Source organism: Paraburkholderia podalyriae, assembly GCF_014397785.1.
GTDB classification, from domain to species: domain Bacteria; phylum Pseudomonadota; class Gammaproteobacteria; order Burkholderiales; family Burkholderiaceae; genus Paraburkholderia; species Paraburkholderia podalyriae.
The window spans coordinates 55,035-70,605 of record NZ_VZQQ01000028.1 but is presented as its reverse complement, the minus strand read 5'-3'; the positions used below and the strand labels follow the sequence as shown (position 1 = coordinate 70,605).

The 15,571-nt window shown below is 61.1% G+C and carries 10 protein-coding genes; all 10 read right to left on the bottom strand.

Annotated features, from left to right (window positions below; genetic code table 11):
- Positions 1-36: 36 nt before the first annotated feature.
- On the bottom strand, positions 37-1,047 hold the full coding sequence (locus tag F6X42_RS27015; protein ID WP_187637124.1) for a GlxA family transcriptional regulator: 1,011 nt from the start codon (positions 1,045-1,047) through the stop codon (positions 37-39).
- A 235-nt stretch (positions 1,048-1,282) separates the two neighbouring features.
- Positions 1,283-2,446 carry a porin gene (locus tag F6X42_RS27010; protein WP_187637123.1) on the bottom strand — a complete coding sequence of 388 codons (1,164 nt, stop codon included), beginning with the start codon at positions 2,444-2,446 and terminating at the stop codon, positions 1,283-1,285.
- A gap of 131 nt (positions 2,447-2,577) precedes the next feature.
- On the bottom strand, positions 2,578-4,035 hold the full coding sequence (locus tag F6X42_RS27005; protein WP_187637122.1) for a purine-cytosine permease family protein: 1,458 nt from the start codon (positions 4,033-4,035) through the stop codon (positions 2,578-2,580).
- 21 nt (positions 4,036-4,056) lie between these two features.
- Positions 4,057-4,854, bottom strand: coding sequence for a creatininase (locus F6X42_RS27000; RefSeq protein ID WP_187637121.1), 798 nt, complete (start codon positions 4,852-4,854; stop codon positions 4,057-4,059).
- Between the two features lie 272 nt (positions 4,855-5,126).
- The gene (locus F6X42_RS26995; RefSeq protein WP_187637120.1) at positions 5,127-6,338 is read right to left on the bottom strand and encodes a M24 family metallopeptidase; all 1,212 of its coding nucleotides are present in this window, start codon (positions 6,336-6,338) and stop codon (positions 5,127-5,129) included.
- A 546-nt stretch (positions 6,339-6,884) separates the two neighbouring features.
- A complete protein-coding gene (locus tag F6X42_RS26990) occupies positions 6,885-9,413 on the bottom strand; it encodes a penicillin acylase family protein (protein WP_246530227.1) in 2,529 nt (842 codons plus the stop codon).
- Positions 9,414-9,667: 254 nt separating this feature from the next.
- Positions 9,668-10,993, bottom strand: a complete 1,326-nt coding sequence (paaK, locus tag F6X42_RS26985) for a phenylacetate--CoA ligase PaaK (RefSeq protein WP_187637118.1) — start codon at positions 10,991-10,993, stop codon at positions 9,668-9,670.
- 34 nt (positions 10,994-11,027) lie between these two features.
- A complete protein-coding gene (locus F6X42_RS26980) occupies positions 11,028-12,581 on the bottom strand; it encodes a 3-hydroxyacyl-CoA dehydrogenase (RefSeq protein ID WP_187637117.1) in 1,554 nt (517 codons plus the stop codon).
- A gap of 13 nt (positions 12,582-12,594) precedes the next feature.
- The gene (gene pcaF, locus F6X42_RS26975) at positions 12,595-13,797 is read right to left on the bottom strand and encodes a 3-oxoadipyl-CoA thiolase (RefSeq protein ID WP_187637116.1); all 1,203 of its coding nucleotides are present in this window, start codon (positions 13,795-13,797) and stop codon (positions 12,595-12,597) included.
- Positions 13,798-13,857: 60 nt separating this feature from the next.
- Positions 13,858-15,546 (bottom strand): phenylacetic acid degradation protein PaaN, encoded by a 1,689-nt coding sequence (paaN, locus tag F6X42_RS26970; RefSeq protein WP_187637115.1) that lies wholly within the window; start codon positions 15,544-15,546, stop codon positions 13,858-13,860.
- Positions 15,547-15,571: the final 25 nt, after the last annotated feature.

The following is a 15,571-nucleotide window of genomic DNA, read 5'->3' as shown; positions in this document are numbered from 1 at the left end:
GGGCCGGAGCAAGGAAACTGTGTGGCAAGTGCTGCCTTACAATGCGTTCTGGTATCGCCGACGGTCCGCCATGGGCGAAATCTTGAACTGTGCTTTGTAACGCGTCGCGAAGTGCGTCAGCGATGTGAAGCCTGTTCGTGAACAGACCTCTTCGAGCGGCTTGCCCGTCCGGTATAGCAACTGTCGGGCGCGGAGCAGGCGAATCTCAAGATAGGCCTGAGCCGGCGTCTTACCTGTCCGATCGTTGAACCAGCGCTCAAGCTGGCGCTGTGAGACGCCCAGATACGAAGCTACCTCCGCGACCGAGAGCGCTTCCTCGACATTGCTCTCCATGATCTGCAAAGCCTCGTCGAGTTTCGTATGTTCTGCGCCCATGTATTGGCGAAGCGATGTCCGCTGCTGTTGCTCGTGACTGCGTCGTTCTGCAACGAGCAATTCGAGCACGCGTGCGGCAAGCGAGCGGCTGCCGGGTGGCATGCCAAGCAGATGCACCATCAGGTCCAGCGGCGCGACACCGCCACTGCATGTGTAGCGATCCCGATCCACTTCGTAGAGGCGATTGGAGACGATGAGCTTTGGGAACTGGCCCATCAGCACGTCCTGATCTTCCCAGTGAATCGTGCACCGATAGCCGTTTAGCAAACCGGCGCGGGCCAGAAAGTAACTGCCGGTATCGAGACCGCCCAGCGCGGTGCCGCCGCGCGCATGCAGTCGTAGCCAATCCAGCACTGCGCCGATCCCCTTGCGTGGAATCGGATTGGGCCCGACTACGAATACGGCGTCGAACGAGCCGGGGTCCCGGATCGTTGCGTCAGGCAGTACGCGGATGCCGTCGCTCGATTGAACGCACTCTCCTCCCGCGCTGATGAGTTGATAGTCGTAGACACGGCGCCCGACGATCATGTTGGCGATCCGCAAGGGATCGACCGCGGCACCCAGTGCGATCAATGAGAAATTGTCGAGCAGCAGAAATCCATATTTTCTGACGCCGAGGTCATGAAGTCCGTCAGCGTGACGCTCTTCGAGCTTGATAGGGCGAGTTGGCATAGGCGGGTTCCGGTCAGCAACGACCCGGCTCGCCTGCAGGCTACATCGCCCACAAACGCTTCGGTCGACGGATTCCTGGCATCCTACCTCCAGCACGCAATCATTTCCAGTGAAGTCCGCCGATCCGCGAGCGGCGCAATAACGAGGGCGGCCCGAGGCTTTGACGTGGTCAAAATGGGCGTCTGCATGGCAAGGCCAAGGCAGACGTCGCCGCTGGTCGTTTAATAGCGGGCGCTCAGAACGCGTGACGCATGCCTACCGTAACCGCCACTTGTGTGTTCGTCGCGGACGGCGATAGCGTGTTGATCATCGCATGCGACAGCACGGAGTCCGCTGGCGCGCCATGCACGTTCTGATACACACCTTCGAGATAGAAGTCTGTGCGCTTGCTGATCGAGTAGTCGGTCTGCAACATGGCCGTGTTCCACCCGGGCGAAGAGCCGTTGTAGGCGCCATGCGTATAGATGTACGCGCCCGATACGCTCAACGCCCCCATGAGCGCGTACTTCGCGTTCATTTCATAGTTGTCGAGGCGCAGCGAACCGGCGAGGGTGCCGGCAGTGCTGTCATTCGCGCCGAGATAGCTGCCCGTGCCGAACGAGAATACGCCCGCCACGTTGTCGATCTGCGTATGGCTCCAGACCAGTCCGACGGTGGCCGCCCCGAAGGTGTAGTTGCCGCCGAGCGACCAGATACGCTGGCGTTCCGCGACGAAGTTCGCGCTCGTATCGCCCGTGGTTACCGCGCCGGCGCCGTTGCCTGCGTTATTCAGTTGCAGGTAGCCGGCGGCGAGATTTAGCGGCCCCTCGGCATACGACAGGCCGAAACCGTACGAGCGGTTATTCGCGAAGTCGGCTGCCTTGTTGCTGAACGAATACATCGTTTCGAACATGACGCCGTGGTACGTCGGGCTCGCGTACTTGACCGAGTTGTTGATGACGACCGAGTTGGCGGCGAGGTTGTCATTTTCAAACGGATGTGCGGCGATACTGCCACCCCACGTGTTGTATCCGGCCGTGAGCGGTCCGACCAGGTCGTTCATCACGTCAAACTGGCGACCAAACGTCAGGGTGCCGTACGAATCGCTTTGCAGGCCGACCCATGCCTGAGAACCGAACGCGCTACCGGCAAAAGCCTGGGCGCCGTTATTCAAAAGAAAGGATTGCTCAAGTTTGAACAGCGCGCGAAAGCCACCGCCCAGATCTTCTGTTCCTTTGAGGCCAAACACCGTGTTCTGCGTCGAGTTGGTTACTTCCTGCCAGTTGCTATGCCCGAGTTGATTGTTTGTGTAGATCAGGCCGGTATCGATCAGACCGTAGAGGGCCACGCTGCTTTGCGCGTGCGCCGAAACTGTAAAGGCGCAAAAGAGCGTGACCGCGAGTAGGGACCTTTTATACATGTTGGCTCAATGAATTTGCAGTGGTCGACGAAATCAGCTGATGCGTCAAAAAATACCCGCGCTTCTCAACGGCGACGGTATCCCGTCGAGGTTTGACGCGGGTGGTCCAGGAAAACAAGATCGTGCCGAGTTCAACTCGCCACTTGAGCGACGGCGTCCACTGTGGCGCGGAAGTATGGGCTGCGCCGGGCCATCGTGAAGTAGGTCAGGCCCGCTGAGAATAGACCGAACTCAAAGCTAAGATCGCCCCAGCCGAGGTAGTCGCGCATCAATGGGCTGACATAGGTCGGTGAATTGGAGAACAGGAGCGACGCCACGATGCCGACCAACAGCGCGATGACACCCGGCCAGAAGACTCCTGCGTCGTACCAGTACGCACCGCTGCCCCACTTCATCCAGGCATCCGCCTGATATCGGCCACGACGCATGAAGTAGTCGACGATCACGATAGCGGCCCACGGTGCAGTCCAGAAGACCATGTAGTTCAGGAACACCTGGTACATGTCGAAAAATTGCCCGTAGAACACCGTCACCACACGGAAACAGAGCGTGAAAAGCGCAATGATGGTCAACGACGTAATCCGGTTGATTGGAATGCGCAACGCAAGCAAACCGAGTCCAGCCGTATAGCCGTTGGGCACATTCGCCGCAATACCGCCGAGAATGATCGAAAACAACAGCGGCACGATGAACCACGTCGGCAAAAATCGGCCAAGCTGGCTGACCGGGTCGTCGCCGAGCGAACCACCCAGTGCGGTTGCAAACAGCACGCCGATCACCTCACAGAACATCAGCGCGACGAACTGTCCGCCGCCCGCCGCCAGCACGATCTTCTTCCAGCTGGTTTCAGCAGGGAAATAGCGGCTGTAGTCGGAGGCGAAGTTTGCCCAGCCAATCGGATAGGAAAAGATGATACCCATCGCAATCAGCCATGTACTGATGGACCCCCCGCCGTGGTTGATCGCCGACGCCATCGCGAAACTCGTGTGCGGCAACACGAATGCCGCCAGCCCGCCGAACAGAACGGCCAGCACGACCGCAATCCATTTTTCCGCGGCGATGATGGTCGCGTGTCCAAAGATCGCCAGCAGTATTTCCGCAGCCAGAATGATGGCTAGCGAAACCCAGACCACCCCGTGGCTCTGAAAGCCACCCATCTTCAGCAACGTCTCAAGTGCCTGAGTGGCTACCACTGAGTTGATCGAAAACCAGCTGAGCGCGGAAACGAGGCTAACCGCCTTCGGCAGGAAGGAACCCAACTGCCCGAACGAACTGCGCGAGGTCATGATGCCGGACGTGCCCGTACGCGGCCCCATGATCGTGGTCAGGCCCAGCACGAAACAGCCGAGCAGGTTACCGACGAGAATCGCCCCCAGCGCCTGCCACAGTGACAATCCCTGAGACAGCGCCAGCGCGCCAGTCACGACCACCACGTAATTGGTGTTCGCACCAATCCACATCTTGAACAACTCGGCCGGAGTGCCATGCCGATCCTTTAAAGGAATCGGGTCGATGGCGTGCTGTTCGATGCTCCACGCCTTGTCGGCTTCGACCTCGGCGTGCGGGTTACGGCTATCGTAGTATCCCATTGTGTTCCCCAGATGGATGGTTCAGGCGCGCGACGCTTTAGCGCGCGCATCGTAGGCTTCGCGGAGTGCACGCGAAATGCCTTCTACACAGACATCGAATAGCAACGCACCCTTTTCCGCCGAAGCGGCCGCAGCCGATGACAGGCAGCCGGAAGATGGCGTCCACTCCGGAATTGGCGGAAACACGTCGTAAGGCTCAAAGCTTGCCGCCCCATGCGTGGGTACGCACGACATGTCGACCAGATGTGGATGCAGGTGCAGCATCAACGATGTCTCCAGCACACCGCCGTGCTCCACTGCCCAGCCTGGAAAACCGTCCGGATAGATCCGGGCGATCGTTTCTTCAGTAACGAAATCCCAGTAAGAAAGCATCACAACCTGAAAGTCGTGAATGCCTTCCCAGCGCAGCTCGCGAATCGCCAGATCGACACCTTCGACGGCGAACATGGAATTCTCGAAATGTCCGTTGACAAGGCAGACCTTCCGCGCGCCGTGACGGGCAAACTCCTTGAGGACGTCTTTCACCGTCAACGACAGCGTGTGGCCATCCAGACTGGTTGTGCCACACAGATGGTTGCCGCCGCCACTCTTCTGCTGGGATTTGTAGCCATACGCAATGGCGGGGGCCACCAGCGCCTCGATTTGCCGCCCTACTGCAACCGCAATGGCACTTGGCAGCAGCACATCGGGGTTCATCGACATGTGCGGGCCGTGCTGCTCCAGCGCACCAATCGGAATCAGGACGGGCTGCGCTTGCCCTTTCACCCGGCGCGCGTATTCGGGCCACGCCAGCTCGCCTATTACCACGCTTTTTTCCATGGAAATACTCCTCCTTACCGTTGTTTCTGTTTATGTCGATACCACGCGAACCAGCCGCAATCAGACCTATCGTAGAAGCCTAAAAATGCGGACATGTTTCCATTCACGACAAATCGCTTCTCATTTTCGACATTCCAGCAACACAGGCAAAACGACGTCGATTACGAGAACGGCGGCGACCGTGCCGCCGTAGCGCTCGGGGTCACCGAATCCTATGCTTCGAGAATGTTCGGAGCTAAGGTAGTCTTCCGGTTGAACCGAAAGCGTCAGTGTCAGGCCTTGATGATGTTGTGCTCCGGGCCGTACCTGAATCCGGTGATGTTGGTGGCATCTTTCTCGCCCACCACCAGGATGTCGTGCTCGCGATAACCGCCCGCGCCAGGCAGGCCTTGCGGCAGCATGATCATCGGTTCCATCGAAATGACCATGTTCGGCTCAAGCACCGTGTCGATGTCTTCGCGCAGTTCGAGCCCGGCTTCGCGGCCGTAGTAATGCGAGAGCACACCGAACGAGTGGCCGTAGCCAAACGTGCGGTATTGCAGCAGGTTGTACTCCGCGTAAATCCTGTTCAGTTCGTGGGCGATGTCGCTGCAGCGTGCGCCCGGCTTGATCAGTTTCAGCCCAGCTTCATGCACTTCGACGTTGACCTTCCATAAACGCAGGTGCTCGTCTGAGCAGTGGTCGAAGAACATCGTGCGCTCCAGTGCCGTGTAGTAACCGGCGATCATCGAGAAGCAGTTCAGGCTCAGGATGTCGCCCTTCCGCACCTTGCGCGTGGTCACCGGATTGTGGGCGCCGTCCGTGTTGATCCCCGACTGGAACCACGTCCACGTGTCCATCAGCTCTGAATCGGGGAAACGCGTGGCGATTTCACGGACCATCGCCTGGGTCGAAGCCAGTGCCACTTCATGTTCGCGCACGCCTTCATGTACCGCCGCCGCGAGCGCCGCTCCCCCCACGTCGCACACATTGGCGCCATGCCTGATGACCTCGATTTCTTCAGCGGACTTGATCATGCGCAAGCGCATCGTCTGCGCGCTGATATCGACGAATTCGACAGAGGGCAGCGCGGCTTTGAGCTTTTCCAGCACATCCACGGGGACATGATCGAACTCGATACCGACGCGGCCCTTGTTGTCGATTTCCTGCTGCACGGCACGGAAGAAGTTATCGCGCTGCCAGTCGGTGTAGACCACGTTGTAGTCGCCGACCGTACGACGCCACGGCTGGCCGCCATCGATATTTGCCGAGATCGACACCACCTTGTTCGGCGTTACGACCAGCCCGTACTTGCGGCCGAACGAGCAGTACAGGAAGTCCGCGTAATAGTTGATGTTGTGATACGACGTGAACAGCACGGCATCTATATTCTCGTTGGACATCAACGCGTGCAGCTTGCCCTGGCGGCTCGCATACTCCGCATCCGAGAAGGTGTGCTTCACCTTCTCGCCATTCTCAATCCGAATCAGATTTTCCAGTTTCATGCGCTCGCTCCTTGGTGAAAAACGCCAGTAGTGTGAGCGAATAGTAGAAGGTCAATGAATCAGAAAATTATCGACTGCGACAAACTACTCTCGATTTTCGACATGAAGGGTAAACACTCTCGGGGGCTAGTCCTTCGCAGTCGCATGGCGAACGTCTGCTGAAGAGCGACGAGTCGTCATTTGACGAGGCGACGGCGGCCGCCGATTTGTCGGGCGCGCCAGCTTCATTTTGAAGCGCTGTGTGGGGTGACTCAGGTTTCGACAGCCATTCTGCCGACGGCGCCTTCCGTTCGAGCATCCGTCCCCTTGCTTCTCGCCATGGGAATGCTTCCGCAACGGGGAATCGCGGCCCGCATTTGGACAATCGTTTTTTTCGGCCAATCTATATGCGGGCATTGAACACATAAAAATAGCCCTGAAAGACGCGATTCTCCGGATGCCGCCGCGACAGATACCTCAGCCAACGCGTGCCGTTTGTACATCGGAAGGTCGTGGCCAGCTTGCCGGTCGCGACGGGGTGACTATAGACTTCCTCAGTCTGCCTCACTATTTTGGTTCGGCCACGTCAAGCCTCTCCACTTGCCGCGTGTGCTGCACCACATCGGCGTCGTCGAGCCATAGCGCCTTACGGCCAAAGCCCGTGTACAGCTCGAGTTGGTCTGCGTAGTGCGTCGAGCGTGTGCCGTCCGGTGCAACGAAGCCGCTCTGGCCTGGCGCGACCACATCCGATGCCTGGACCTTGCCTGCTGCTCCCTCGCTGCCGAACACAATCAGGTCGTTTTCCGTTCCGCGATTCTGGTATTCGGGAACATGGATGGCCTCCGACCCATCAGCCTGCGGTACGCCGAAGAAGTTATTGGCGCGGAACGTCAGGGTCACAGCAGGCGTTCTCCATTGAGTGATGTCGTCGCCGTAGCGTTGGGACAGCGACTTCCATGCATCGTCCAGCGCGGCGCGGATCACGTCGTCAGGTTGCGCGCCGTTGAAAAGGTCGACGCGTTGCGGCACCCCGGAGCGCGGTCCGAGCAACGCCTCGTACAGGATCTTGCTGCCCGCACTCAAGTTCACCGAGCCGGTCGGGCCGTCTTGGGTTGTCTCATAACCGCTTGCCGTGTACCACTTGTCAAACGGTGCGGGAACGGCCTTCACGACGGTTCGACCGAGCATCGACGTGAGCCACGCATTCATGATCGCCGAGCCGGGCTGCGCGTATTTGCCAGTGTCTTTCGGATCGTCGTTGATGCCGTCCCAGTGCGCCAGCGAATCGGCCAGGCGGCGACGCGGATCGTCATTGGGTAGCGTTGCAGTCGCGCGCTCGATGAACGGCAGGAACGGATGCACGTTCAGGTCGGCGCGGCTCGTTTCCTTGAGGATCTGCCAGACGTCGTCGGTATCCAGCGTGGCGTGCGCATCGATGCGCCGCGAGATTTCATCGACGCGGTCCGCCTGACCCCACAGGAACGCGAACAGGTCCGATGCGGGATAGCCCTTCTCCGGCGAGTTGTTCCAGTTCGCGATGTAGCCGCTGCGCGGGTTATAGATCTGTGGATTGGTCGAGAACGGCAACAGACCGCGCCAGTCCCATTCGCCGGTTCCAGGCACCGGTAAGCGCGGATCGTGTCCCGCGCGACGCCGCGGATACTTGCCCGTATGCGCGTAGCCGATATTGCCGTCACGGTCGGCGTAGTACCAGTTGATCGTCAGTGCCTGGCGCGCGGCCTGGTCGGTCCAGCTTTTCCAGTCGTGCGCCTGTGCCTGATGGGTCCACGCGAGCAGCGACTGGACTTCGAGTCCGTCCCAGGCGCGCGCTTTTGCATACGCGGTATGCGTGGCGTCGTCGCGCTGCATCACAATGCCGTGCACGGTGCGGTAGACGTCGAGCGTCACGGGCGCGGCATCCTTCACGTGAATGATCTCCGTGCGCTTTTCCATCTGCACCCATGCGCCGTTGTGCCAGTAGAAATCGGCGCGAGCAGGATCGATGCGCTCGGCGAAATTGTCGATATCGTCACCGAAGCCGGCCGTCGAGCCCCACGAGATCCGGCCGTTGTGGCCGAACAGCATGCACGGATACGCAAACGGCGTATTGCCCACGATATTGAAGCCTGCGCCATGCAACCCGACGCCATAGGTGTATGCCGGGTTGAACCAGCCGAACTGCGGGCCGTTCAGCATGATCGCTTTCGCCCCGCGCGCACGATGCTTGCCGATGATCCACATGTTGCTGGTAGTCGGAAAGCCGGCAAGACCATTGGCGCCGCTCGCCGCATACTGCGCCAGCACCGTGTCGCGGTTGGCAACCGGATCGAGCGCGAGCAGCATGCCGTCGGCACCGCGCGCGAGGCGCTCGGCCATCGGTGGCGGGCCATCGTAGCGAGGCAGCGTATAGGCGAGCGTGCCGCTGCCCACCTGTGCGCCCAGCTTGACCGGATAGGTGCGTTCGTCGGGGGCGATGGTCGTGCGTGCATCCGGATTCACCAGCCATTTCAACTGGTTGAACAGTTCCATGCCGCGTACGTCGCCGTACTTGTCCTTCAACGCCGTGAGCAGCGCAAGGTTGTCCACTTCGCTCGTGCTGTCGGAGAAGCGGTTCGCCATTGTGCCGACGAATACCATCGCCACATCGAATGCGCTCCAGTTCGACGGCGTGAAGCCGAAGTCGTTGAACTGCCTGGGCATCAGCGTGGCCAGGTGGGCACGCACCTGCGCAATCCAGGCGTTCATGCCATCCGCGTAACCGTCGAGAATGTCGCGCTCGTTTTTCGGCAATGCAGCGATTTGCTGTTCGATCGACGCGGGCCAGTAGTTGCCGCGCGTCGCCTCGTCGAACTTCTCGAATTTCTCGCCGAGCACTCCGGCCACCGTGCCCTGTGTGCTGCGTTTGGCCATCTCCATCTGGAACAGGCGGTCTTGCGCTACCGCATAGCCGTAGCCATAGAAGAGCTTGTACGTGGTGTCCGCGTAGATCTGCGGCACGCCGTATTCATCGCGCTTGATCACGACCTGGTGTGTCGCCGTGCTGGTCGCATGCGCAGTGGAGGGTAGCAGCGGGAGCGCAAGCGCAGCAAAGGCCAAGAAAAACGCCAATACGCATGCGTGCCGTGAGAGGCGGGACGGTTGAGGCACGATATTTCCATCATTTAGAAAGACACATACCGCGGTATCGATCATGGCGCCTCCTCCTTCACAGGAAAGACGGTGTCCACGAGACCTCACCCCGTGCGGCCCGCGCGTTTATACGCTGCATCGTGGAACCTGAACAGATCGCAGCGAAGTGCCGCTGCATTCAATGCGCAGCCAGGCTCCGCGAACGGAGCCTGGCCTCGGCCTCATGCGTTGACGTGCCGCAAGTCGAGCACGCGTTGCGCCTTGCCGGTGGCGGTCGTCTTTATCTCGCCGGCGTTCAGCACGCGCACAGCCGTGGATACGCCCACCATCGTCTTCACGCGATGCTGCAACTCACGTGCAAGCTGGGCGCGCTCGCTATCGACGAGCGAGTCGCAAATCTCCGCCCGCGCCTCGACCGACACGGACAGCGAATCCATGTGCCCGTCGCGCGTGATGCACAACTGGTAGTTCCCGCTAAGCCGGGAGATGCTGAGAATCAGTTCCTCAATCTGGCTCGGAAACACATTGACGCCGCGAATGATGAGCATGTCGTCCGAACGTCCCGTGATCTTTGCGAGCCTGCGCATCGAGCGCGATGTCGGCGGCTGCAGCGAAGTCAGGTCGCGTGTTCTGTAACGGATCATCGGCACGGCTTCCTTCGAGAGCGACGTGAACACCAGTTCACCGTGACTGCCGTCGGGCAGCACTTCACCGGTTATCGGATCGATGATCTCGGGATAAAAGTGATCTTCCCAGATCACCGGCCCATCCTTGCTTTCGATACACTCGCACGCCACGCCCGGGCCCATTATTTCCGAGAGACCGTAGATGTCAATGGCCTGGATGCCAGCGCGCGTCTCGATCTCGTTGCGCATTCCCTGCGTCCACGGCTCCGCGCCGAAGATGCCGAGCTTCAGTGACGACTCCGCCGGATTCATGCCCTGCCGTGACATTTCGTCGATCAGGTTGAGCATGTAAGAAGGCGTGACGAGAATGATCGACGGCTCGAAATCGCGGATCAATTGAACCTGCTTCTCAGTCTGGCCGCCGGACATTGGCACGACCATGCAGCCGAGTCGCTCCGCACCGTAATGGATACCGAGGCCGCCAGTGAACAGGCCGTAGCCAAAAGCGTTATGCAGCGTGTCGCCGCGCCGACCGCCGGCCGCACGGATCGAACGGGCCGTGACGTTGGCCCAGGTGTCGATGTCGTTCGCGGTATAGCCCACGACCGTCGGCTTTCCGGTCGTGCCGCTTGATGCGTGGACGCGGACGACCTGGTCTTTCGGCACCGCAAAAAGTCCGAACGGATAGTTGTCGCGCAGGTCTTTCTTCGACATGGTCGGAAATTTCGCCAGGTCGGACAGGTGGCGCAGATCGTCGGGGTGGACTCCGGCTGCGTCAAAGGAGCGACGATAGTGCGGCACGTTCTCATAGGCATGCCTGAGCGACCATTTGAGCCGTTCCAGTTGGAGCGCCTGAAGCTCGTCGCGGCTGGCTAGTTCGATGGGCTCGAGTTCGCCCCGTTGAGGAATTGGCTGGACCACGGTTGTCTCCTGAGAATGACGTGACTGAATAGGGTTAGGCGATGGCAGGAACGGCGGCGCCGCGCAGCGGCTTGCCGGCCCAGTGATGCGCCGCGAGCAGTGGCGATACGCGGTAACGGTCTTCGCCGTAATGCCCCGCGAGGTTCACAAGCGCCCGGTAAAACAATTCGACGCCCATGCTGTCGGCCCAATCGAGCGGACCGAGCGGATAGTTGACGCCTTTCTTCATTGCCAGATCGAGATCCGAAGCCGTGCAGACGCCCTGATTCACGGCGTCCGCGGCTTCGTTGACGAGCATTGCGACCGTGCGCATCAGCACCATGCCCGCGGTGTCCGCAACCGGCACGACCGCGTAACTGCTACGCTGCAACGCGCCCACGACCGCCAGATACGCTGCGTCGCTGCATTGCAGAGCGCGAGTGAGCGCCAGCGTCTTCGTGGTGGCGAAGTCGAGCGCGAGATCGACCAGCACGACATTGTCACGGCCGATGTCGCAAGCGCGGCGCGTCGCCGTGCGGCCATCGGTGAGGAGCAGCACCGCATCGTCGATTTTCGCCACGAGACCGGCGACGTCGTCGTCAGCGTCCGTCGAAACGTCCAGCCCCGAACGCGACAGTCTCTCCTGTAACGGCATGAACGGCTTCTCCGGCTTGCCGAGCCTGATTTTCCGGGGCGCGCTCGCCGGGGCCTCGATCGTCGCGGCTGGCTTGGCCGCCTGCGCTGCATAGTCGTAGAAGCCACGGCCAGTCTTGCGACCGAGGAAGCCCGCGCTGACCAGTTCCTGCTGAATCAGCGACGGCGTGAAGCGGCGATCGTAGAAATACGCGCGAAACACCGACTCCGTCACAGCAAAGTTGACGTCGTGCCCGATCAGGTCCATCAGTTCGAACGGTCCCATGCGGAACTGGCCCGCATCGCGCATCACGGTGTCGATGGAAGCGGGATCGGCCGCCTGCTCGGTCAGCACACGCAAGCCTTCCGCATAAAACGGCCGCGCGACGCGATTGACAATGAAACCTGGGGTCGACTTCGCATGAACTGGCGTCTTGCCCCAGGCTGCAGCCGTCAGATGGGCGCGCTGCGCCGCCTCCTCCGAGGTCGCCAGTCCGCTGACCACTTCCACCAGCGCCATCAACGGGGCGGGGTTAAAGAAGTGCATGCCGACCAGCCGCGCCGGATTGCGCAACGAAGCGCCGATCGCGGTGACCGAAATGGACGAGGTGTTGGTGGCGAGAATGCACTGCTCTCCCACGATGCCTTCGAGATCGCCGAAAATCTTTTGCTTGATATCGAGCCGCTCGGCCACGGCTTCGATCACGAGGCCAGCGTCGCGAAGATCGGCTAGACCCACGGCCGCGCGGATTCGCGCAATTGCGGCCTGTGCCGCGTCCGGGCTTAGACGGCCTTTGTCCGCCAGCCGCGTGAGCGCGGCGGCGATGCCGGTCAGCGCCCGCTCAACGGCTTGTGCGTCGATATCGAACAGCACGACCGGATGGCCTGCCGTCGCCGCCACCTGCGCGATGCCGGCCCCCATTGCGCCGGCGCCGATCACGCCCACCACACACGCTTGATCCAGAGCGGTTTTCATGTTTTCGCTCCCCTCAGACTCGCTCGATCACGATGGCAATTCCCTGTCCGACGCCGATGCACATCGTGCAGAGCGCGAACCGGCCATTGCGGCGTTCGAGTTCGTACATCGCGGTGGTGACGAGCCGGGCGCCCGACGCGCCGAGCGGATGCCCAAGCGCAATTGCGCCACCGTTGGGGTTCACGCGCGGATCGTCTTCCGCCAACCGAAGTTGCCGCAGCACCGCAATCCCTTGCGAAGCAAATGCCTCGTTGAGTTCGATTACATCGAACTGGTCGAGCGTCATGCCGAGGCGCGCGAGGAGTTTTTGCGTGGCCGGAGCCGGTCCGATGCCCATGATGCGCGGCGCAACGCCAGCGGTCGCCATGCCGAGAATGCGGGCGCGCGGCGTGAGCCCGTTGCGGCGCGCTGCTTCTTCGCTGCCGATCAACAACGCGCACGCGCCGTCGTTGACGCCCGAAGCGTTGCCTGCCGTCACCGATCCGTCCGGACGTACCACGCCCTTGAGTTTCGCCAGCGTTTCGAGCGAGGTTTCGCGCGGATGCTCGTCGCGTTCGACGGCGACCGTCTCGCCCTTCTTTTGTGGCACCTGAACGGCGGTGATCTCCTGCGCTAGCGTGCCGTCCGCCTGCGCGCGAGCGGCGCGTTGCTGGCTGCGCAGCGCGAATCGATCCTGCGCATCGCGTTCAATCCCGAAGTCCATCGCCACGTTTTCCGCCGTCTCCGGCATCGAGTCGACCCCGTACTGCTCGCGCATCTTCTTGTTGATGAAGCGCCAGCCGATGGTCGTGTCAAAGATTTCAGCCTGGCGGCCAAACGCCGTAGCCGATTTGCCCATCACGAACGGCGCGCGCGTCATGCTTTCCACGCCGCCGGCGACATAAAAATCGCCGTCGCCGGCGCGGATGGCGCGCGCCGCGTTGCCGACCGCATCCATGCCCGAGCCGCAGAGACGGTTGATGGTGGAACCGGGCACGTCGATAGGTAAGCCCGCGAGGAGCGCCGACATGCGCGCGACATTGCGGTTGTCTTCGCCCGCCTGATTGGCGCAGCCGTACAGGACATCGGCTACCTGTCCCCAGTCCACCGAGGCGTTGCGGCTCATCAACGCGCGGATGGGAACGGCGCCGAGATCGTCGCCACGAATGTCCTTCAGAACGCCGCCGTAGCGTCCGAACGGCGTGCGGATTGCGTCGCAAATAAAAGCTTCAGTCATTGATTGCCTCTGAATTGATTTGATGGTGATGGGTCGGGTTCGCGCCGGCCTGCGCGCGGCTCACGCCGGCTCGCGCTGCGGGACATGGCGGCGGCTTTGCACGACGCGGAATCGGTTGGCCACGAACGCGGCGTCCGAAAGACTCGCGTTGGCTGCAGGATTTGCTCCTGTGGCATGGAAGTCAGAAAACGCCGCCGACTGATTCACGAAGACACCGCCCGTCAGATTGATCGACAGCGCAACACCGCCAAAAGCCGCAGCCTCGTCGGCCGCGTCCAGCACCTGCTCGTCCGTGCTGTAGACGGACAGCGTCAGTGCACCGCGCGTGCGAGCGATGCGGCCGGCAAGTTCAAGAGAATGCTCGGTCGAGCCGGTTGCGATCACGAACGCAATCGGGCCGAACCATTCCTGCGTGAAGGTGGCTTCGTCGCGGTCGGCGTCGAGTTTCAGCAGAATGGGCGTGTTGACCTTTGCGTCCGGAAACGCCGGATGCACGAGGCTCTGGCTGTCAAGGAGCGGTGTGCCGAGCGTGGCGACCTGCTCGATCCGATCCAGCACGCCGTTGTTCTGGATCGCGCCCGTCAGTTCGACTGCCTTGGCCGGATCGGCGGTCAGCTTTTGCACAGCTTCAGCGATGGACTGGGCGACGGCGTCGAATGAGATCGTGCCTGCAGCCGTCTTGATGCCGTCACGCGGCACGTAGATATTCTGCGGCGCCGTGCACATCTGACCGGAGTACAGCGCAAGCGAGAACGCGATGTTGCGGACCACCGGTTTCAGTTCATCCGCCGAATCGATTACGATCTGGTTGACACCCGCCTTCTCGGTGTAGACCTGTGCCTGGCGGGCATGTGTCTCGAGCCAGTCGCCGTTGGCGGTGCAGCCGGTGAAATCGATCAGGCGAATTTCGTCACGCGTGGCCAGCGACTGCACAAGCGCGCCATCGTTCGGGGCTGTGGCAAGCAGGGTCACGACGTTCGGATCGAAGCCGGCCTCTTTCAGCACTTGTCGCGCAATGCGAACGGTGATCGCGAGCGGCAGAATCGCGGCCGGATGTGGCTTGACGATGACGGCGTTGCCGGTTGCGAGATCCGCGAACATCCCGGGATAGCTGTTCCAGGTGGGAAACGTGCAGCAGCCGATCACGAGGCCGATGCCGCGCGGGACGATGGTGAAGCGCTTTTCCATGGCGAGCGGCGGATTCTTGCCTTGTGGCTTTTCCCAGTACGCGGTCTCGGGAATGTCGCGCATCGCGTCCCACGCGTAGACGATCGCCTCGAGCGCGCGATCCTGCGCGTGCGGGCCACCGGCCTGGAACGCCATCATGAACGCCTGCCCGGTGGTATGCATGACGCTGTGCGCGATCTCGAAGCTCGCTTGATTCAGTCGCGCGACGATCTCCAGACTGACGCCGACCCACGCCTTCGGACCGGCCTTACGATATTGTGTCTGCGCTTTCTGTGCCGCTGCGATCAACGCATCCGGTTCCACTTTTGGATAGCCGATATTCAGTGCGAAGCCGAATGGCGAACGCTCCTCGCCGACGGTGCCGCTGCTGCCGGGTTGATGGAGTTCGAAGGGCCGCTCGAGTTGTGACTTGAATGCCGCTTCGCCGTCGGCTCTGGCGGTTTCGCCATAGGCACGCGGGCTAGGCATCTCATCGAAGGGACTCCAATAGCCGCGTGTCTTGATCGCGTTCAGTGCGCTGTCGAGCGTCTTTTCGTGTTTATCAAAGAGAGAATGATTCATCGTGAGCCGCCGCTTGATAAGGGTT